The sequence below is a fragment of the Pseudohoeflea suaedae genome (genome assembly GCF_004354915.1).
Taxonomy (GTDB): Bacteria; Pseudomonadota; Alphaproteobacteria; order Rhizobiales; family Rhizobiaceae; genus Pseudohoeflea; species Pseudohoeflea suaedae.
In genome coordinates this window covers 111,141-130,222 of the sequence record NZ_SMSI01000004.1, presented here as the reverse complement: position 1 = coordinate 130,222, position 19,082 = coordinate 111,141, and the positions used below count along the sequence as shown (strand labels likewise).

18 protein-coding genes are annotated in these 19,082 nt (G+C 62.3%); 8 read left to right on the top strand and 10 right to left on the bottom strand.

The window, feature by feature from the left end; genetic code table 11:
- Positions 1-150 precede the first annotated feature (150 nt).
- Entirely contained in the window at positions 151-360 is a 210-nt protein-coding gene (locus E2A64_RS16615) for a cold-shock protein (protein WP_133285639.1), read from the bottom strand.
- Positions 361-579: 219 nt separating this feature from the next.
- Positions 580-1,458, bottom strand: coding sequence for an alpha/beta fold hydrolase (locus tag E2A64_RS16610; RefSeq protein WP_244598342.1), 879 nt, complete (start codon positions 1,456-1,458; stop codon positions 580-582).
- A 313-nt stretch (positions 1,459-1,771) separates the two neighbouring features.
- On the opposite strand from E2A64_RS16610, the gene ettA reads away from it, so the two are divergent.
- From ettA to metF, 5 genes are all read left to right on the top strand, one after another.
- Complete coding sequence (gene ettA, locus E2A64_RS16605; protein WP_133285637.1) at positions 1,772-3,421, top strand: energy-dependent translational throttle protein EttA; 1,650 nt, start codon at positions 1,772-1,774, stop codon at positions 3,419-3,421.
- A gap of 105 nt (positions 3,422-3,526) precedes the next feature.
- Positions 3,527-4,201 (top strand): SDR family oxidoreductase, encoded by a 675-nt coding sequence (locus E2A64_RS16600; protein WP_133285636.1) that lies wholly within the window; start codon positions 3,527-3,529, stop codon positions 4,199-4,201.
- Between the two features lie 146 nt (positions 4,202-4,347).
- Complete coding sequence (locus tag E2A64_RS16595; protein ID WP_133285635.1) at positions 4,348-4,986, top strand: MOSC domain-containing protein; 639 nt, start codon at positions 4,348-4,350, stop codon at positions 4,984-4,986.
- A 153-nt stretch (positions 4,987-5,139) separates the two neighbouring features.
- Positions 5,140-6,150: an ArsR/SmtB family transcription factor gene (locus E2A64_RS16590; protein ID WP_133285634.1), complete on the top strand. Its 1,011-nt coding sequence runs from the start codon at positions 5,140-5,142 to the stop codon at positions 6,148-6,150.
- A 1-nt stretch (position 6,151) separates the two neighbouring features.
- Positions 6,152-7,069, top strand: coding sequence for a methylenetetrahydrofolate reductase [NAD(P)H] (gene metF, locus E2A64_RS16585; protein WP_133285633.1), 918 nt, complete (start codon positions 6,152-6,154; stop codon positions 7,067-7,069).
- A gap of 415 nt (positions 7,070-7,484) precedes the next feature.
- On the opposite strand, the gene E2A64_RS16580 is transcribed toward metF, so the two are convergent.
- From E2A64_RS16580 to E2A64_RS16570, 3 genes are all read right to left on the bottom strand, one after another.
- Complete coding sequence (locus E2A64_RS16580) at positions 7,485-8,726, bottom strand: amidase (protein ID WP_158285789.1); 1,242 nt, start codon at positions 8,724-8,726, stop codon at positions 7,485-7,487.
- Positions 8,727-8,783: 57 nt separating this feature from the next.
- Positions 8,784-9,728: a DMT family transporter gene (locus tag E2A64_RS16575; RefSeq protein ID WP_244598341.1), complete on the bottom strand. Its 945-nt coding sequence runs from the start codon at positions 9,726-9,728 to the stop codon at positions 8,784-8,786.
- A gap of 88 nt (positions 9,729-9,816) precedes the next feature.
- Positions 9,817-10,443, bottom strand: a complete 627-nt coding sequence (locus E2A64_RS16570) for a glutathione S-transferase family protein (RefSeq protein WP_206662467.1) — start codon at positions 10,441-10,443, stop codon at positions 9,817-9,819.
- 203 nt (positions 10,444-10,646) lie between these two features.
- Between E2A64_RS16570 and E2A64_RS16565 the strand changes: the two genes are divergently transcribed.
- Positions 10,647-11,867 (top strand): alanine racemase, encoded by a 1,221-nt coding sequence (locus E2A64_RS16565; RefSeq protein ID WP_133285631.1) that lies wholly within the window; start codon positions 10,647-10,649, stop codon positions 11,865-11,867.
- Positions 11,868-11,964: 97 nt separating this feature from the next.
- A complete protein-coding gene (locus tag E2A64_RS16560; RefSeq protein WP_133285630.1) occupies positions 11,965-12,210 on the top strand; it encodes a hypothetical protein in 246 nt (81 codons plus the stop codon).
- 19 nt (positions 12,211-12,229) lie between these two features.
- Here E2A64_RS16560 and E2A64_RS16555 read toward each other — a convergent pair whose 3' ends face one another.
- The 3 genes from E2A64_RS16555 to E2A64_RS16545 form a co-directional block, all read right to left on the bottom strand.
- Entirely contained in the window at positions 12,230-13,510 is a 1,281-nt protein-coding gene (locus E2A64_RS16555) for a TRAP transporter large permease (protein ID WP_133285629.1), read from the bottom strand.
- Positions 13,511-13,523: 13 nt separating this feature from the next.
- A complete protein-coding gene (locus tag E2A64_RS16550) occupies positions 13,524-14,090 on the bottom strand; it encodes a TRAP transporter small permease (protein WP_133285628.1) in 567 nt (188 codons plus the stop codon).
- Positions 14,091-14,161: 71 nt separating this feature from the next.
- Complete coding sequence (locus tag E2A64_RS16545; RefSeq protein WP_133285627.1) at positions 14,162-15,142, bottom strand: sialic acid TRAP transporter substrate-binding protein SiaP; 981 nt, start codon at positions 15,140-15,142, stop codon at positions 14,162-14,164.
- Positions 15,143-15,417: 275 nt separating this feature from the next.
- On the opposite strand from E2A64_RS16545, the gene E2A64_RS16540 reads away from it, so the two are divergent.
- Entirely contained in the window at positions 15,418-16,971 is a 1,554-nt protein-coding gene (locus E2A64_RS16540) for a cation:proton antiporter (RefSeq protein ID WP_133285626.1), read from the top strand.
- Positions 16,972-16,978: 7 nt separating this feature from the next.
- Here the strand turns inward: E2A64_RS16540 and E2A64_RS16535 are convergent, their stop codons facing one another.
- Both E2A64_RS16535 and E2A64_RS16530 read right to left on the bottom strand, forming a co-directional pair.
- Positions 16,979-18,127 carry a lytic murein transglycosylase gene (locus E2A64_RS16535; RefSeq protein ID WP_244598364.1) on the bottom strand — a complete coding sequence of 383 codons (1,149 nt, stop codon included), beginning with the start codon at positions 18,125-18,127 and terminating at the stop codon, positions 16,979-16,981.
- A 105-nt stretch (positions 18,128-18,232) separates the two neighbouring features.
- On the bottom strand, positions 18,233-19,006 hold the full coding sequence (locus E2A64_RS16530; protein WP_133285841.1) for a glycoside hydrolase family 25 protein: 774 nt from the start codon (positions 19,004-19,006) through the stop codon (positions 18,233-18,235).
- Positions 19,007-19,082 lie beyond the last annotated feature (76 nt).

Sequence of the window (19,082 nt, the reverse complement as noted above, 5' to 3'; positions counted from 1 at the left end):
CAGCGGCTCGAGAGCGGCAAGGTCCGGCGTGCCCGCGGCAGACCCCGGGGTGGCGGACACAAGACCTGAATCAAAAAAAGGCGGGGATGGTTCCCCGCCTTTTCGCCGGTGAGCCGAGGCTAACCGGAATTCTTTATCTCGATCGGAAGCTTAGGCAGCCGAGAGATTGTCAGCCGAGGACTTGCCCGAACGCTTGTCCTGGACGATCTCGTAGTTGACCTTCTGACCGTCGTTCAGCGAACGAAGACCAGCGCGCTCAACAGCGGAGATGTGGACGAAAACGTCGTTGCCGCCGTCATCCGGCTGAATGAAACCATAACCCTTGGTGGTGTTGAACCACTTTACAGTACCTGAAGCCATTGCGATTTTCCTTTAGTGCATATCTGGCGTTGTGTTCCCGATCGCCCGAAAGCGATGGCGGGATCGGTGGTGTCGAAATCGGGTAGAAACGTCAGTATGCGCTATGCGCGCGGACCGCAGTCGCTTGGGCCGTAAGTTCGATACCCCTTCATGACGCGAAACTATGTCCGAAACAAGACACACGGGCAATTATTTGCGGGGCGCAGTAAGTTAAGAGTTTCAGGCTGGTTGTTTTATGAACACCGTAATCCGGTCGGCCCAGTCGGCGAAGGTGGCAATTGTTTCGTTCCGGTTCAGTTCCTGCAGCGTCTCGTGGCGTGTGTCCGGCAGCAATGTCAGGGCGACGTTGGTCATGCCGACGCCCGTCATCCTTTTTTCGAGCGCCTTGACGGCCTTTCCGTTTTCCGTCGCCGGATCGGCTTCGCCGCCAAGCAGGTGAACGGGCAGATCCTTCGGCAGCCGGCCGATATTCTCGCCGCCCGCATAGATCAGTGTAAAAATGTCCTTCCACATGCTGACATTGGCGTCCCAGCCGCACTCGGGATCGGCGATATAGGCATCGACCTCGGCGGCATCGCGGCTCAACCAGTCGAAATGGGTGCGGGCATTGCGAACCGACCTGCCCCAGCTCTGGAAGGTAAGCCTGGGAAGCATGATGCTCGGAACGTCGGAGCCGATGAGCATGGTTTCTGCCGCGAGAATCCATTGCGCCACCCGACCCATCGCGCCGGCTTCGAGATTGGAGTTCCAAATGGCCAGCCCGGAAATGCGTTCCGGGCGGGTTTCCGCATAATTGAGAGCGAGCACGCCGCCAAGAGAATGGCCGAAACAGATGACGGGCAGGCCGCGATAGAGCGTGGTGATCAGATCGTGGACCGCGTCTATGTCCCGGATCACCTTTCGGTCGCCGTGCTCACGGGCAAATTCGCGCGGCAGGGCGTCTGCGGCGTGAGTGTCGCCATGGCCTCGGGTATCGTGGACAACGCTGTGATAGCCGCGTGCCGACAGGAATTGCTGGAATGGCGCGTAGCGGCCGCCATGTTCGGCCAGTCCGTGGTTGATCTGAACCACCCCGCGCGGCTCACCCTTGGCCTTCATCCGACGAACGGCCAGTTGTGCGCCCGTCGGGCTAGCAAGAAAATTAATATCTGGTTTACCATCACCCATAGCGTGCAATTGAGGGGCAAAGCTTTGCCGCGTCAAGCATAGCCGGCTTCAACACAAACCTTTTTAACACAATTTAAATAAGGAATTTATCATTTAAGTTGCGGATCTCCCGTGCTCGGAATTGAACAAGTTTTTATTCAACCTCCGCGCGCTTTTGGGCGGGTGCCATTGCTCCCGGACTGCAAATCGCCTACATGACCGGGCAGATTTTTCCTTCCATCGCAAGACGGAGCACGCGCGCAGCATGGCACGCCAGTTCATCTATCACATGTCCGGCCTCAACAAGGCCTACGGCGCCAAGAAGGTGCTGGAAAACATCCACCTTTCGTTCTACCCGGACGCCAAGATCGGTATTCTCGGTCCCAACGGTGCCGGTAAATCGACCGTTCTCCGGATCATGGCCGGCCTCGACAAGGAATATACCGGCGAAGCCTGGCTCGCCGAGGGGGCCACCTGCGGATACCTGCCGCAGGAGCCGCAGCTCGACAGTTCGAAGACCGTTTTCGAGAACGTCATGGAAGGTGTGGCCGACAAGAAGGCCATCGTCGACCGCTACAACGAATTGATGATGAACTACTCGGACGAGACCGCCGAGGAAGGTGCCAAGCTTCAGGACATCATCGACGCGCAGAACCTGTGGGATCTGGAGAGCCAGGTCGAGATGGCGATGGAAGCGCTGCGCTGCCCGCCGGGCGACGCCAATGTCGACAACCTCTCGGGCGGTGAGAAGCGCCGCGTGGCGCTCTGCCAGCTTCTGCTGCGCCAGCCCGACCTGTTGCTTCTCGACGAGCCCACCAACCACCTCGACGCCGAGACCATCGCCTGGCTCGAAAAGCACCTGCGGGAATATCCCGGCTCGGTGCTGATGATCACCCACGATCGCTACTTCCTGGACAACGTCACCGGCTGGATCCTCGAACTCGACCGTGGTCGCGGCATTCCCTACGAGGGCAACTACACCGCCTACCTGCAGGCCAAGGCCAAGCGCATGGCGCAGGAAGGCCGCGAGGAAGCCGCCCGCCAGAAGACGCTGGCGCGCGAGCAGGAGTGGATCGCCTCGTCGCCCAAAGCCCGCCAGACCAAGTCGAAAGCCCGTATCCGCGCCTATGACGAACTGGTCAAGTCGGCCGAGGACCGTCGTCCCGGAGAAGCGCAGATCGTCATTCCGGTTGGCGAACGGCTCGGCAACACGGTCATCGACGTCGAGGGCATCTCCAAGTCCTATGGCGATCGTCTGCTCATCGACAACCTGACCTTCAAACTGCCTCCGGGCGGCATCGTCGGCGTCATCGGCCCGAACGGCGCCGGCAAGACCACGCTGTTCCGGATGATCACCGGGCAGGAAGAGCCCGATTCCGGCAAGATCACCGTGGGCGAGACGGTCGACCTTTCCTATGTCGACCAGAGCCGCGACGCGCTGCCCGCCGACAAGACGGTCTGGGAAGTCATTTCCGGCGGCAACGACGTCATCAAGCTCGGCAAGCACGAGATGAACTCCCGCGCCTATTGCGGCGCCTTCAACTTCAAGGGCGGCGACCAGCAGCAGAAGGTCGGCAACCTGTCGGGCGGCCAGCGCAACCGCGTGCACATGGCGCGCCTGCTTAAGGAAAGCGGCAACGTTCTGCTCCTCGACGAACCGACCAACGATCTCGATACCGAGACGCTCGGCGCGCTCGAGGAAGCGCTCGAGAATTTCGCCGGCTGCGCCGTCATCATCAGCCACGATCGCATGTTCCTCGACCGCCTGGCCACGCATATCCTCGCCTTCGAGGGTGACAGCCACGTCGAATGGTTTGAAGGCAATTTCGAAGACTACGAGCAGGACAAGATCCGCCGCCTCGGCCCGGAATCGGTCAATCCGAAGCGGGTCACCTACAAGCGGCTGACGCGCTAAGCGAGACGTCCTTTCCTCGGAAGATCGCACAGGGGGCGTTGCCGTGAAGGTCGCGCCCCCTAGTTCTTTGACTTTCCGGAATACCAATCAATCAAAGGACGGATCATGACGACCATTCTCATCACCGGGGTGTCGCGCGGCGTCGGTCGCGCGCTTGCGGAAGAAGCCTTGTCGCGCGGCCATGAGGTCATCGGCACGGCACGGCGGGAGAGTGATTTCGGCGATCTGGCGGGACGCGACGGCTTCACCCCGCTGGTCCTGGACGTGACAAATCGCGACGATCTGGCGAGGGCTGCGAGCGAGCTCGGCCGGCCCGTCGACATTCTTATCAACAATGCCGGGGTCAAGGGCCCCTCCGGTACTCCACTCTCGGTCGACGACATGGACGGTTTCCTGCAAACGCTGCAGGTCAATGCGCTCGGCCCGCTCATGGTGACCCAGGCCTTCATGCCGGCCATCCGCAAGAGCAGCGAGGGCAAGGTGCTGATCGTGTCGTCGCAGATGGGCGATTTGGACGAGAGTGCGAACAGTATCGCCTATCGCACATCGAAGACGGCGGTGAACAAGATCGGGCGGGCGCTCGCCACCGAGCTGCGCGACGACGGCATCGCGGTCGCCAATCTGCATCCGGGCTGGGTTCGCACCGATATGGGCGGGGCTTCGGCCGATATCTCGGTCGAGGAAAGTGCCAAAGGCATCATCGACCTCGCGGAAGGCCTGACGATCGAAACCACCGGGCGCTTCTGGAACTGGGACGGCTCGGAACGGGCATCCTGGTAGGCGAGGCGGGGCGGGGGCGTCTGAGGTCATGTCGCTTTCCTCTCAACCGGCTCCCGATCCACACATCAAAAAATCGCGCTATTCCATCAGCGGACTTCCACCTATAGCCTTGCGGTTGTGAGTTTTACCGCTGCCGGAGCCGCGCCATGAGCATTCAAACCGAGAGGTCTTCCCTCTTTCCCGAACTCGACATGGAGCATCCGGAGATCGTGCCCGGTCGTCGGCTCAAGGCGCGGGCTGTCAAGCTGCTCGCCGCGCCCGGAAACGAGATGCAGACGGTGGAGGTGGATCGGCTCGAGGTCGAGATTGCCGGCATCGTCGGGGACTATCATTACGGTCACTCGCGCAAGTCCGGCAGCCGCGAGCCCTGGTATCCGCGCGGCACCGAAATGTGCAACGAGCGGCAGCTGACGCTTGTCGCCGAGGACGAGATGGCGCATGTCGCCGGGCTGATGGGGATCGAGCGCATCGAGCCCGAATGGATCGGCGCCAATATGGTGATCGAAGGCTTGCGGCTTCTGTCGCTCCTGCCGCCGCGCACGCAGCTCTTCTTCGAGGGCGGGGTCACCCTCCGGGTCGACGGCGCCAATGTGCCGTGCAAGTTCTCCGGCGCGTCCATCGCCTCCCATTATCCGGATCGCGACCAGACGGAACTGGCGCTGGCCTTCCCCGCCAATGCGAGGAAGCGGCGCGGGCTGGTGGTGCGTGTCGAAAAGCCCGGCGTGATCGAGAGGGGCGAAGAGATCACTGCCGCGATCCCCGACCAGTGGATCTATCGTCCTTAAGTCCGTCCCTAACACGGATATGTTCTGAGTTCGGCGCCAGCGCAGCTGCGCGCTCAGGTGTCGTGCGGCAAAAAATGGCCCCGTCGCGACGCGAGACTTGCGAGCTTTTTTCAAATGATATAAAGATATGTTTATATCGTTTGTGGAGTAAGCATGCTGTCTCAGTCACCTCTCAGTCTGGACGAAAGCGTGGAAGTGCTCAAGGCGGCCGGCGAACCGACGCGGCTTCGCCTGATCGCGCTTCTGGCTGCGGGAGACCTCACGGTTTCGGAAATGACGGAAATTCTCGGCCAGTCCCAGCCGCGCATCTCGCGCCATCTGAAGCTTCTGGGCGAGGCGCGCCTGGTCGAGCGCTATCAGGAAGGCGCCTGGGCCTATTTCCGGCTCATGGAAGACGGATTGCGCGCAAAGCTCGTCAATCACGTGCTCGAGGCTACTGCGAATTCCGACACCGTTCTCAATCGTGACGCCGAACGGCTGAAGGCCATCAAGCAGGTGCGGGCCGATCGCGCGCAGGCCTATTTCTCAGCCAATGCGGAAGGCTGGAACGAGCTGCGCAAGCTGCATGTGCCCGAGGATCAGGTGGAAGCGGAAATTCTCAGGCTTCTCGGCCGCAATCCCTTCAACGCGCTTCTTGATCTGGGCACCGGCACCGGCCGGATGCTGGAATTGCTGTCGGACAAGTATCGCCGGGCCATCGGCGTGGATGCCAGCCGCGACATGCTGTCGATCGCGCGGACCCAGCTCGACGAAGCGGGCATCAACCACGCCTCCGTCCGGCAAGGCGACATCTACAACCTGCCGCTCGACAATGACGAGTTCGACGTCATCACCATCCATCAGGTGCTGCATTTCCTGCAGGACCCGGCGCCGGCGATCACCGAAGCCGCGCGCATGCTGGCGCCCGGCGGCCGGCTGATGGTGATCGACTTCGCACCTCACGCGCACGAGGAACTGCGCTCGGAACATGCGCATGCGCGCCTCGGCTTCAGCCACGAGAGCGTGGCCGAATGGCTGGTGCAGGCCGGCCTTGCGCTCGAGGAAATCACCGATCTGCCGCCCGATCCGCAAAATGACGGCGCGCTGACAGTCACGCTCTGGTTGGCACGCGATCCCCGTCTGCTGATAGCCAGGCCTTCGATACTCTCCACAGGGACCGCCTGATATGCCAACCCGTTTCGATTCCCCCACGCTTGCCGGTCGCATCAAGGTGTCCTTCGAGTTCTTTCCGCCGAAGAACGGCGACATGGAAGGCCAGCTCTGGGAGAGCATTTCGCGGCTCGCGCCGTTCAATCCGGATTTCGTGTCGGTGACCTACGGCGCGGGTGGTTCCACCAAGCAGCCGACGCTGAACACGGTTTCGCGCATCATCAAGGAAACCGATCTCGCGCCCGCCGCGCATCTGACATGCGTGGAGGCAAGCCGCGACGAGGTGGACGAGGTGGCTCGCGAGTTTGCCGGGGCGGGCGTCAAGCATTTCGTGGCGCTGCGCGGCGACCCGAGCGAAGGTGTCGGGGCCAAATACCGTCCGCATCCCGGCGGGTACGAGAACTCGGCAGCGCTTGTCGGAGGGCTGCGGGAACTCGGCGATTTCGAAATCTCCGTCGCGGCCTATCCGGAAAAGCACCCGGAAAGCCCCGACTTCGCGCTCGATATCGATCTCCTCAAGCGCAAGGTCGATGCCGGGGCAACGCGCGCCTTGACCCAGTTCTTCTACGACAACGACGCTTACGAGCGTTACGTGGAACGCGTTCGCAAGGCTGGCATCTTCATCCCGATCGTGCCGGGCATCATGCCGATCCACAATTTCGCGCAGGTTGCCCGTTTCGCCGACATGTGCGGCGCTTCGGTGCCGGAACTGCTGGCACGGCGTTTCGAGGGGCTGGAGAACGATCCGGAGACCCGCGCCATGGTGGCAACGGCGGTTGCAGCCGAACAGGTCTATGATCTGGTCGAGCGTGGCGTCGACGAGTTCCACTTCTACACGATGAACCGGGCCAAGCTCGTCTACGCAATCTGCCATCTTCTCGGGCTGCGCGGCAACGGCAGCAATGGCAATAACGGTATTCACGCAGCGGCCTGACCCGCGCCGAATGCGCACCGCAATTCAGGGCAAACAAAAAGGCAGGAGCATCGCGCTCCTGCCTCCCTGCATTTTTTTGTCGTTTCTCTTCTTCGTCACTTTTGGGGGGACGGGGTGAGCCTCAGATAAAGAGCATGGCTCCGACGAAGATGAACGCAGCACAGATCACTAGGGCATTGACAGATTGTGTAAACCCCATCGCGGTCCTCCTTGCGTTGGTAAGAACATATTAAGGTGTGAGGCGGGCGCGAGGAAAGCGAAAATTATGCTGCAATGCAGTGATAACGTGGAAAATTCGCTCAGCAAAAATACCTAAGCTCATGAAAGTCCGCGGGAAACAGCCAGCTTAATAATTTATTAGGAGTTAAAATCAGTCGGCGGAGGCTTACGCACGGGGCGCCTCGGGCATTAACCTTCAGCCGCGCTCCGCGAAAGCCTGCTCGAGGGCCATTGCCACCGAGAGAAGCTCGCGATCCTTCCCGAAGCGGGCGACCGCCTGAATGCCGAGGGGCAGCCCCGATTTCGTCTTGAAACACGGGATGTTAACCGTCGGCGTGCCCATCAGCGTCCACAGCTTGTTGAAGCGCGGATCGCCGGTGAACGACAGGCCTTCGGGCGCAGCACCCGGTGCGGACGGGGTGAGCAGGATGTCCACCTCGTCGAAGAGCTTGCGGGTCGCACCGCGTCCGCGCTTGGCCGCCCGTCGCGCATCGTCATAGACCGAGGGCGGAATAGCGATGCCCTCCTTCACCGTCGCGACGAGCTTCTTGCCCATCCGCTCTTCGTAGAGAGCGAGATCCGGCCCGCAGCTCATGCCGGCCTCATAGTTCTGGAGCGTCGTGTGGGCCTGGCGGGCGCGGGCATTCTCCTCCGGTTCGCTGACGGCCATCAGCAGGAAGCCTGCCGCCGTGGCGGCCTCGGCCGCGCGCTCCAGCGCTTGCTGCATCTCCGGATCCGCGCTTTCCAGCTCCGCACAGAAATAAATGCCGACGCGGGTCGTCGCCGGCTCCACCGGTTCCGGATTGAGCGGCCGGCCGGTGAGCAGATGGGCGAACAGCGCGACATCGGCGATGCTCGCCGCAAACAGCCCCACCGTGTCGAGGGACGGCGCGAAGTGCTTCATGCCCGTCGAAGGCAGAAGCCGATAGCTCGGCTTGTAGCCGGCCACCCCGCAGAAGGATGCCGGACGAATGACCGAGCCGCCGGTCTGGGCGCCGATTGCGGCGGGGATCATCCCGGCTGCGATGGCTGCCGCGGATCCGGACGAGGAGCCTCCCGGCGTGTGCGCGTGGTCATGCGGGTTGACGGTTGGGCCGGCGTCGAAATAGGCGAATTCGGTGGTCACGGTCTTGCCGAGAATGGTTGCGCCCCGTCGGCGTGCGAGCGCAACGATCGCCGCATCGGTTTTCGGCCGGTACCCGGCGTAGATGTCCGATCCGTAGGTGGTGGGCATGTCGAATGTATCGAGAATGTCCTTCACCCCGATCGCCACGCCGGCAAGGGGGCCTTCGCGCGGTATTGCCGGGTTCTCGGCCAGATGGCTGAATGCCTTGATCTCACTGTCGTGGCGGCGGGCTGCGTCCCGCGCCAGTTCCACCATCTGATCTGGTTCCTGCCTGCCGCTCTCACGCGCTGCCACGAGTGCGGCGAGTGACATCATCTGTCCTGCCACCGGTCTTCCCCCCGAAAAGATCGCGGCTCCGCAGAGCCGCTGTCACGCGGCGTGTCGGCCGCGCCGTCTCAACCGATTGTCGAGTGTCAGAAGCCCGACGGCAATCAGGGCGAGGCCGGCAAGTTCGGTTATCGACAGGTTCTCGCCCAGAAACAGGACGCCAAGCAGGATTGCCGCCGGCGGAACCAGCAGCGTGACCAGGGAGGTGCCGGTCGCACCCGCGCGGGCGAGAATGCGGAAGAAGAGAATATAGGCGAAGGCGGTCGACAGAAGCGCAAGCGCGATCGTTGCCAGGACGGTATCGAGGGGCGGGGCCGGCAGCGTCCAGGGTCGGTCTATGATCAGCGCCAGCGGCAACATGACAAGGCTCGATGCAGTCAATTGCCCCGCGGCGACCATGCGTGGCGGAACGCCCCGGAAGCGCTTGCCCCAGGTGGCGGCGAAACCGTAGGAGAGCGCCGCTCCGAGAATGGCGAGCAGCGGCCAGACGGGCGTATCGGTATGATCGAGCGCGGCGGGGCCGATCAGCAGAACCACGCCCGCAAGCCCCAGCGCGCAACCGAAAAGCTTGGTGATCGTGATCTTCTCGTCATCCGTGAAAACCTGCGCCACCAGCACGGTCCACAAGGGTGTGGTGGCGTTCAGGATCGAGGCGAGACCGGCACCGATCACGGTCTGGCCCGCAAATATCAGGGTGAAGGGGATGGCATTGTTGATGATGCCGAGAAGAAGGAGTTCCGGCGCGCGGGCTTTCAGCGTCGCGTAGAAGCCGGTCATGCGGCCGAAGGCGAGATGCAGCGCCGCGGCCGCAAGCAGGACGCGGCAGAGCACGAGCGTGAGGGGCGGAATGTGCTGAACCGCAATACGGGCGAAGAAGAACGAGCCGCCCCAGATCAGGCCGAGTGCAATCAGCATCGCCCAGGTGGCGAGATCCATCGATGCAGGCGTTGCGGTTGATGGTGAGGGCGATGTGATGGGACGTGTCATGAACGGTCAATGCCTTGCGAGGAATGTGGCGGCAGCATTGACCGAACTCCGTCGGAAGCGCCACCCGGAATCGGATGGCTTGCCGGTTTCAGTCGAACTTCGAGGTGCACCAGGGGACCGAGCCCGGCACGCCGGATATCCGTTCCATATAGCGCTCGAGCCGGGGGCGGGCGGTTTCTCCCTTGATCTGCAGGCCACGCCAGCGGTTGAGACCGAGCGCCACCGGAATATCGGCAAGAGTGAAGGTGTCGCCGGCGACGAAAGCCCGATGGTCCTCGAAGGTCTGTTCGAGGATGTCGAGGTATTTTCGCGTCGACTTCACGGAATCTTCGACCCGGGCACGGTCGTCGTAGCCTGCCGTTTGCCGCCCGAGGGCATGAAAGCCATAGGTCATTGCCGGCCCCATCCCGGTGGCGTACCAGTCGAGCCACTGGTTGACGATGGCGCGCGGCCGGATCTCCTGTGGGAGCAGGGCGCTGTCGCCTTCGGTCGTGGCGAGATAGCGCAGGATCGCCTGGCTTTCCCAGAGCACGAAATCGCCTTCGATGAGAACCGGGATCTGGGCATTGGGGTTGAGGGCCAGGAATTCGGGTTCTGACGTCGGTCGCACGCCGCGCCCCCAGTCCTCGCGCTCGTATTGAAGCCCGAGATAGTCGCAGGCCCACAATACCTTGCGCACGTTGATGGACGTTGTCCGCCCAAGTATTTTCAGCATTCCAATTCTCCCTGCCCGAAGCACCGGAAATGGTGGCTTGCATGAGCGATTGTTGCGCGATCCTATGGCCGTTGAAAGGCAAGGTGGAATCAATTCCGCTGATAGGTTGATCAGAGGTTGCTCAAAAGCGCCTCGACGCCTCGGTCCGATGCTCTATGTGGTACATGGCAGGCCTCGAGCGGGCTGCAGATCAGGGAGACTTCATGCGTAAATTCTCGACCGGAACGGAAGCCGCACTCGAACTCCGCCCCGATCATCCGCTTTACTGTTTCCGTCCCGGGATCCTCAAGGCCGACGCGAGAGAGTTCATGTCGCTGTTTCCCGGCGACACGGCTTACGCGGTCAAGACCAATGGCGAGCCGATGGTGCTCTCGCATCTCGTCGAGGCGGGGGTGAAGATCTTCGACGTGGCCTCCCCGGGCGAGTTCGCCGCCGTGCGCGAAGCCTCGCCCGACGCCGAGATGCTTTACATGCATCCGGTCAAGGCGCAGTCCGATATTCGCCTGGCGCTGGAGACCTACGGCATCCGCGTCATGTCGCTCGATCACGAGGACGAGATCGCCAAGGTGCTGCGCATCGTGCGGGCGCTCGACCTGGATCCCGGCTCGATCACCATCTATGTGCGGCTGCAGACCAAGGCGCATGCGACCTATGAATTGTCGAAGAAGTTCGGCGCCGCTCCGGGCCATGCGGTCGAACTGGTCCAGCGGCTCGACCGGATCGGCTTCAAGGTGGGGCTCTGCTTCCATGTCGGCAGCCAGGTGGAGGAGGCGGAAAGCTATGAATCCGCATTGCGCTCGGCAGATTGGGTCCGCAACCGTGCCGGCGTCAAACTCGCCGGTCTCGACGTCGGTGGTGGATTTCCGGCGACCTATGGCGAGGATCCGGCCCGCAAGCAAAAGCCCATGCCCTCGCTCGAGGAGCTGATGTCGCGGCTTCGCTCCGACATCAAGGAGTGGGAGTTCGATGAGATGCCGCTGACCGCCGAACCCGGTCGGGTGATCGTCGCGCGGGCCTTCTCCCTCATCGTCCGCGTGATGTTGCGGAAGGGGCGCCGGCTCTACATCAATGACGGCATATGGGCGTCCCTCTCGGACAGCTGGACCGGCAAGATCACGCTGCCGGCACGCTTCATCCCTGACCCGGCGCGCAAGATACGCAACGGCGATCCGAAAAAGGTCGTGCCGTTCCGTGTCTGCGGTGCGACCTGCGATTCCGTGGATATCCTGTCGCGACCGTTCTGGTTGCCTGAAACGATCGATACCGGTGACTGGATCGAGATCGGGCATATCGGCGCCTATTCGCTGTCGCTCCGAACCCGCTTCAACGGGTTCTACCCGGATGATTTCGTCGAGGTGTCGACGCCGTTCGAAGGCGAGGGAGAACCCGAGAGCTACGCCAGCCTCGAAACGATGGGCGATTGATATATGTGATTGGCGAGATGTATTGGTCGGCGGCTGCCGTCATGCTAGGATCGTGCCTCGCGGCACATTCGGGTTCCGCGCTCACGGGATCGGGACAATGCCCAAACTGATCCGCTTCTTGCTCATCAATACCGCCTTCGGCATCCTCGTCGGATGGCTGATCGCGGCGTCGGTTCTCTACTTCAACATCAATGGCTTCGGCGATCTGGTCAATCATTCGCAGAGCCGGATCGTGGCCTATTTCATCCTCTTCAACTCTTTCGGCGTCACCTTCGGCTTCGCGGTGATGGCCTCGGCAGTCATGCTCATTCCGCGCGACAAGGACGAGTTCGACAAGCTGTGAACCGCCACCGGTCCACGGCCTAGCGGTAGATGAGCGTCGGCAGCCACATGGTGAAGATCGGGAAGAAGGTCACCAGCAACAGCACCGCAAACAGCGGAATGAGGAAAGGGGCCGTGGCGCTGACGCAGCGTTCGAACGGTACCTTGGCGACGCGCGAGAGCACGTAGAGCACCATGCCGACCGGCGGTGTCAGCAGCCCGATCATCAGGTTGAGCACCAGGATCACGCCGAAATGGACCGGATCGACGCCGACATGCATGGCGATCGGCAGAAGGACGGGTACCAGGATGGTGATCGCCGCGACCGTTTCCATGAAGCAGCCGACCACCAGAAGGATCAGGTTGATCAGCAGCAGGATGATGATCGGGTTTTCCGACACGCTCAGCAGCAGTGCCGCAAAATGCTCGGGCACGCGGTTCGAGGTCAGGATCCAGGCGAAGATCGAGGCGGCGGCGACGATGAAGAGAACCACCGCGGTGGTCTCGATGGTGTCCATCGAGACCTTGAGGAAGCGGCGCAGTGTCAGTGTGCGGTAGACGATGAGGCCAAGAAACAGCGCCCAGACGCAGGCGGCGATGGCGGCTTCGGTGGGTGTGAAGGCGCCCGTCAGAATGCCGCCGACGATGATGACCGGCGTCAGCAGCGACAGGAAGGCGCGCATGAAGGCGCGGCCGAGGATGGCGAACCGGAAGGCCTGGTCGCGCGGATAGCGGTATCGGTGGGCGTAGAAGGCCACCATGATCATCAGCGCGGCTGCCATCAGCAGGCCCGGAATGAGCCCGGCTGCAAACAGCTGCCCGATCGAGGCCCCGGCGACCACGCCGTAGATGACGATCGGCAGGGAGGGCGGGATGATCGGGCCGATGGTCGAGGAGGCGGCGGTGATCCCCACGGCGAAGCCCGGATCGTATTTGGCGTCGCGCATCGCCTTGATCTCGATGGCGCCAAGTCCGCCGGCATCGGCCACGGCTGCGCCCGACATGCCGGCAAAGATCACCGAAGCGCCGATATTGACGTGCCCCAGTCCGCCGGGCAGCCAGCCGATAAGGGCCTTGGCGAAGTCGAAGATGCGCTCGGTAATGCCCGACGTATTCATCAGGTTGCCGGCGAGGATGAAGAAGGGAACGGCGAGCAAGGGAAAGGAATCCACGCCGTTGATCATCCGGTGGGCGACGACGAGGCCGGGGACATGGCCGTCGATGAGGATGAAGACCAGCGAGGAGCCGGCGAGCGCGATCGCAACGGGAATGCCGAGTGCGATCAGTGCGAAGACCAGAACGAAGAGAAGGGTCAGAAGCATGGCATGCCTTCAGTCACAGCGACGGGCCCATGGCCTTGGCGGTTTCGGGATCGATCAGCCGAGAGCTGCCGGTGCGGAAATGGCGCCAGAAGTTGATGAGCGCATAAAGGGTCATGACCGCGAAACAGGCGCAGATGAACCAGTAGATCGATGATTTGGGGAAATCGATGGACACCATTTTCTGCTGTGTCCGCGCAGCCACCTGGGCGCAGAGATAGCCCATGAAGCCGTAGAAACCGATCGAGACGACATCTATGAAATATTGCAGCGCCTTGCGGAGCGGCCTGGAAAGCCAGCGGAAGGCGAGTTCCACGGCAATCTGGCTTTCGCGCCGGACTGCCATGACGACGCCCAGAAAGGTCACCGTCACCAGGAGGAAGCGCGCGATCTCCTCGGTCCAGCCAAGCGAATCGTTGAGCACGTAGCGGGTGAAGAACTGCAGAAAGACCACGAAGGCCAGAGCCCAGAAGACGATCAGGACCAAACCGTCGTCCCACTGGAAACCGGTCAGGTCTTCGTCTTCCTCGTGGATCAGATCGGCAAACGAGGTCTGGTCATCGGTCTTGTCATCGGGCGACATCAGGGAACCTCCGAAGCAACTGATACGCAACGGCCCGAAGGCCGCCGCGCAACGCGTGATTTCGGCTTCGGTTACTCGATCGCCTGCAGCTTGTCGTAGGTGGCCTGATCCCAGGTGGCGTCGGGGCCGTTGTGCAATTTCATCGTGGCCTCGCGGAACGGCGTGCGGTCAACCTCGTTGACGGTCACGCCGTTATCCTTGAACCACTGCACCAGCTCCTTCTCCTTCTCGATGATCTGGGAGGTCGCGCATTCGGCCGTCTCGTCGAGCACGCCGTCGAGCGCTTTCTGGTCGTCTTCGCTCATCGAGCCCCAGGTGGGGCCGCCGACGATGGTCATCAGCGCATCGCTGATATGGCCGGTCAGCGTGATGTATTTCTGCACCTCGTAGAACTTCTTGGCCTGGATGGTCGGCAGCGGGTTTTCCTGCGCGTCGACCGTACCCTGCTGGAGCGCCAGATAGACCTCGGCGAAGGCGATCGGGGTGGGGTTGGCGCCCACGGCCTGCGGGAACATCATGTAGAGGGGCGCGTTCGGGACGCGGATCTTCAGCCCCTTCATGTCCTCCGGTGTCTTGATCTCGACATTGGAGGTGACATGGCGCTGGCCGTAATAGGTCATCGAGGTGATGTGGTTGCCCGACGCATCCTCATAGCCCTTTGCCATTTCGTTGAAGAGGTCCGAGTTGCGGTACTTGTCCCAGTGATCGTAGTCGCGGAACATGTAGGGTGCGCCGCCGATGGCGATCGGGCCGTAGGACCGGCCTGCGAACAGCTGCCCGGTGTAAATGATGTCGACCGTGCCGAGGCCGAGGCCCTCGTTGATGTCGACTTCCTTGCCGAGCGACGATGCCGGGAACACTTCGATATTGTAGCGCCCGTCGGTGGCCTTGGAGAGCAGATCCGACGCGGCGACCGCGCAGGTGTGATACGGTTCGCTGGCTTCATAGACATGCGCCCATTTCAGCGTCTGCGGTGCGGAAAGTGCCGGCCCCGACGCGGCAACCAGCATGGTCGAGGCCAGCGCCGCCAGTGTAAGATCCTGAAATTTCATTGATAGTTCCTCCCAAAACTATGTTGACCCTCATCAATGCCGGTTTCCATTTCTCCTCGGTATCACGCGGAAACTGCACGACGTGGTTCGAATTTCATACTGACATTCTAGAATAATCACAAGGCGCAGGCGCAGTCTTGTGCATGGCAACCATAGCGCGCCTCCCGGAAATGCCCGCGTTCGCGGGGCTTCCAGCCTTGTCCTTGATCGAAAGCTGTTGAAACGCTCCCAATCTCGTCAGGCATGTATTAGGTTTCCTGAACAAGGAGCGATGCATGCAAGAACACATCTCTGGCTCGGTCAAAGCGGCGGGCGGTGCCGTCGAACAAACGGTCGTGGACGTGGTCGGCCAGGCCGTGGGCCACGCCGCCCATGGTGGCGACCCGCTCGTCGGCATTGCCATTGCCGTGGCGGTCGCCGCTTTCCTCGGACTGGGCTTCATGTATCTGCGCCAGCCGCCGCTGGTCGGCTTCATCCTCGCCGGGCTGGCTCTCGGTCCGACGGGAATGGGCGTGATCCACACGTCGGAGAACGTCTCGCTGCTCGCCGAAATGGGCGTTGTCGTGCTGCTGTTCTTCATCGGCATGGAATTGTCGATCAAGGCCTTCATTACCAGTCTCAGGCAGGCAACGCTTGTCGCCGGCGGACAGCTCATCGTCTCCATGCTGCTTGCTGCGATCTTCACGCTCTGGCTGGGCGCAAATTTCGCCGAAGGCATCATCCTCGGCTTCATCATCGCGCTGTCCTCCACGGTCGTGGCGATGAAGATGCTCGACGGCATGGGCGAACTGCGCGCCGAACCCGGGCGTGTGGCCGTCGGGGTGCTGATTGCGCAGGACCTTGCGGTCGTGCCGATGCTCATTCTGGTCTCGAGTCTCGGCGGCGGCACTTTCGATCTCGGTGACGTGACGCTCAAGGTGGTCGTCGCCGTCGCCCTGCTTGGCGGAATTCTCTGGTGGTTCGGCAGTCACCCCAAGCTCAAGGTCCCCTTCGCCTCGAAGGTGGCCGAGAATGTCGATCTCCTGGCGCTCGGTTCGCTGGCGCTGTGCTTTCTGGCGGCCGCGCTCTCCGGTCTGGCCGGCCTCTCGCCTGTCTATGGCGCCTTTCTTGCCGGCATCATCGTGGGCAATTCGACCCTGCGCTCGCGCGTCATTCCCGTCATCGAGCCGATCCAGTCCGTGCTGGTGGTGGTGTTCTTCCTGTCGATAGGCCTCCTGATCGATCTCGATTTCATCACGGCCAATATCGTTCTGGTGCTCGCGGCCTCGTTCCTGGTGATCTCGGTGAAGACGGTCTTCAACATTGCACTTCTGCGTGCCACCGGATCCGAGCCGAAAACCGCGCTGGTGGCGGGCCTTTCCATGGCGCAGATCGGGGAGTTTTCCTTCGTGCTGGCGGCCGCGGGCTGGTCGACGCGCGCGCTGGGCTACGACATCTACCGCCTTGCGATCGCGATCACCGCGGTATCGCTTCTCTTCTCGCCGATCTGGTTCAACCTGATGGAACGCGTCGAGCGGATCGCAGCCAGCGGACTGGGGACCTATCGCGAGGCGCTCAGGCTTGCCTATGAGGGGGAGCTGGGCGAGGTTTCGCGCCGACGGGAATCGTTGAGCGACGCCTTCTGGTGGGGGCGGCTGAGATACCGCGCCGCGCGATTTGCCGTCTACCAGAAGCGCAGCCGCAAGCTGCGGGAGCAGGTGGAAGCGGCGCGGGCGAGGCAGGCGGCGACGGTGGCTGCCGCCGCCGAAGTGTCGGACGCCGATCCGGGGCCGGCGGAAGGCGAGAAGACGGAAAATCCGTCGCCCAGCCAGCCGCGCCGGAACGGGTAAGCTCTTCTCAGAGCGCGTTGAGCAATTGTCGGGTCGGCCAGCCGTCGGCCGGCATGCCGAGACGGATCTGTTCGGTGCGGACGGCAGAACGTGTGCCGCCGCCCAGAATCCCGTCGATCTCGCCGACATCGTAGCCCTTGGCCGCCAGCTTCTGCTGGAGCGACTTCATTTCGCCATCGCTCAATCCATTGTCCGCGCTGCCGGCTTCATAGCGTTCGGCACCGGCGAGGCGGGTCGCGAAATAGGCCGCGGAGGTGGTGTAGATGAAGCTCTTGTTCCATTCGAGATAGACGTTGAAATTCGGGAACGCGAGAAACGCGGGACCGTCCTTGCCCTGCGGCAGGAGAAGGTCGGCGCGCAGCGAGCCGGACGGGTTCGAGCCGTCGCGCAATTTCACACCCATGTCGAGCCAGTCGGCCGTGGTCATGCCCTGATCGAGACCCGACTTGTCGAGCGGCATCCCGGCGGGAAGAGTGACTTCCTTGAGCCAAGGTTCGCCGGCGCGCCAGCCGAGCGACTGGATGAAGTTCGCCGCCGTCATGATCACGTCCTCGGGCGTTTCCTTCAGCTTCACATGGTCGTCGCCATTGCCGTCGATGCCATGGGCGATGATGTCCTCGGGCAGCATCTGCACCTGACCGATCTCGCCGGCCCATGCGCCGGTGGTCCCGCGCGGGTCGAGGTCGCCGTGCTGGACCATCTTCAGGGCTGCGATCAGCTGGGGGCGGAAGAGTTCCGGCCGGCGGCAATCATGGGCGAGCGTGGCAAGTGCCTGCAGCGTGTTGAAGTCTCCCTGTACGACACCGAAGTCCGTTTCCAGTGCCCAGAATGCGGTGATGACTGCCGGCGGCACGCCGTACTGCGCTTCGGCGCGGGCGAATGTGTCGGCATATTGCTGCATCTTCTTCTGGCCTATCTGCATGCGCGAGCCGGAGACGGTGCGTTTCGAGAATTCCAGAAAGGTTTGCTTGAACACGCCCTGAGAGCGGTCCATCGAAAGAACCTTGCGGTTTGGGGACAGGCCCGACAATGCGCTGTCAGCCACGTTGGCGGGCACACCTGTGGTCACCGCTTCCGCCTTCACACCTTGCAGAAACTGTCCGAAGTCGCCGCCGCAAGCGGCGGTCTGGGCAGAGGCCGTTCCCGCCATGAGCATGGCGAGCGGCAGGGCGAGGGCGAAGGACGTGTGTTTCATGAAGGTCTCCCGATCTGTTGGTGCGCAGAAGCCTAGCCTATTTCGTGGCGTCATTGCGACGTCCGGTCAGCTACCGTGCTTGCCCAGCCATTCGCGCCATTCCGCCCGGGTTCCGGCGAAGGCGTTGATGTCGACGTCACCCTCGATGCCGGGCATCTTTCCGGTTCCGGTATATTGCCAGAAGCTCCAGGGGTGGTTCGGATAGATGTCGCCGGGATGAGCGGCGACCGACCGCAGCCAGAACTGGTGGTCGCGGAAATGTCCGTCGATGTTCTCGCGATGGAAGTCGACGGTGGTATAGATGATCGCCTTCTTGCCGAAGTGGCGTTCGACGATGTCGAGCCACGTCCGCATCTCCTTGCGCACGGTGGCTGCGTCCGGCCGCAGCTTGCAGCTGGGAGATGCCGGGTTCCATTCCATGTCGAGAACAGGCGGCATCTTCACCGCGGATTTCGGCACGTTGCGGATGAACCAGCGCGCCTGAACCTCCGCGGGCGTGCAGAAATAATAGAAGTGGTAGGGTGCATGCGGAATGCCGGCTGCATTCGCGCCGCGCCAGTAGTGGTCAAAACGGCTGTCGACGCGGTCGCCGCCCTCGGTCGCCTTGATGAAGGCAAAGGCGACACCGGCCTTCCGGACCTCCGGCCAGTCGATCGCGCCCTGGTATTTCGACACGTCGATGCCGTGAACAGGATGGCGGGCCGGGGTGAGCGGGCCGAAATCGACCGGATCGGAATCGCCGTAGGGCAGCGCGCGCACCGTCGATGTCGTGGAGGTCAGCGAAACGGGCGACAGGATGTCTGCCGGGCCGGTCGACGGACTGCAGGCGCTGAGCATCATCGTCGCAAGCCCTCCCGCGGCCAGAGCGGGCAGGGCACGTGAAAGTTTCGCGATGATCGTGTCGGTGAGTTTGTAC

What these genes read in the sequence shown, in the direction of transcription:
- E2A64_RS16615 (WP_133285639.1), bottom strand. Translation starts at nt 360, where the DNA reads ATGGCTTCAGGTACTGTAAAGTGGTTCAACACCACCAAGGGTTATGGT.
- E2A64_RS16610 (WP_244598342.1), bottom strand. Translation starts at nt 1,458, where the DNA reads ATGAAGGCCAAGGGTGAGCCGCGCGGGGTGGTTCAGATCAACCACGGA.
- ettA (WP_133285637.1), top strand. Translation starts at nt 1,772, where the DNA reads ATGGCACGCCAGTTCATCTATCACATGTCCGGCCTCAACAAGGCCTAC.
- E2A64_RS16600 (WP_133285636.1), top strand. Translation starts at nt 3,527, where the DNA reads ATGACGACCATTCTCATCACCGGGGTGTCGCGCGGCGTCGGTCGCGCG.
- E2A64_RS16595 (WP_133285635.1), top strand. Translation starts at nt 4,348, where the DNA reads ATGAGCATTCAAACCGAGAGGTCTTCCCTCTTTCCCGAACTCGACATG.
- E2A64_RS16590 (WP_133285634.1), top strand. Translation starts at nt 5,140, where the DNA reads ATGCTGTCTCAGTCACCTCTCAGTCTGGACGAAAGCGTGGAAGTGCTC.
- metF (WP_133285633.1), top strand. Translation starts at nt 6,152, where the DNA reads ATGCCAACCCGTTTCGATTCCCCCACGCTTGCCGGTCGCATCAAGGTG.
- E2A64_RS16580 (WP_158285789.1), bottom strand. Translation starts at nt 8,726, where the DNA reads ATGTCACTCGCCGCACTCGTGGCAGCGCGTGAGAGCGGCAGGCAGGAA.
- E2A64_RS16575 (WP_244598341.1), bottom strand. Translation starts at nt 9,728, where the DNA reads ATGACACGTCCCATCACATCGCCCTCACCATCAACCGCAACGCCTGCA.
- E2A64_RS16570 (WP_206662467.1), bottom strand. Translation starts at nt 10,443, where the DNA reads ATGCTGAAAATACTTGGGCGGACAACGTCCATCAACGTGCGCAAGGTA.
- E2A64_RS16565 (WP_133285631.1), top strand. Translation starts at nt 10,647, where the DNA reads ATGCGTAAATTCTCGACCGGAACGGAAGCCGCACTCGAACTCCGCCCC.
- E2A64_RS16560 (WP_133285630.1), top strand. Translation starts at nt 11,965, where the DNA reads ATGCCCAAACTGATCCGCTTCTTGCTCATCAATACCGCCTTCGGCATC.
- E2A64_RS16555 (WP_133285629.1), bottom strand. Translation starts at nt 13,510, where the DNA reads ATGCTTCTGACCCTTCTCTTCGTTCTGGTCTTCGCACTGATCGCACTC.
- E2A64_RS16550 (WP_133285628.1), bottom strand. Translation starts at nt 14,090, where the DNA reads ATGTCGCCCGATGACAAGACCGATGACCAGACCTCGTTTGCCGATCTG.
- E2A64_RS16545 (WP_133285627.1), bottom strand. Translation starts at nt 15,142, where the DNA reads ATGAAATTTCAGGATCTTACACTGGCGGCGCTGGCCTCGACCATGCTG.
- E2A64_RS16540 (WP_133285626.1), top strand. Translation starts at nt 15,418, where the DNA reads ATGCAAGAACACATCTCTGGCTCGGTCAAAGCGGCGGGCGGTGCCGTC.
- E2A64_RS16535 (WP_244598364.1), bottom strand. Translation starts at nt 18,127, where the DNA reads ATGCTCATGGCGGGAACGGCCTCTGCCCAGACCGCCGCTTGCGGCGGC.
- E2A64_RS16530 (WP_133285841.1), bottom strand. Translation starts at nt 19,006, where the DNA reads ATGATGCTCAGCGCCTGCAGTCCGTCGACCGGCCCGGCAGACATCCTG.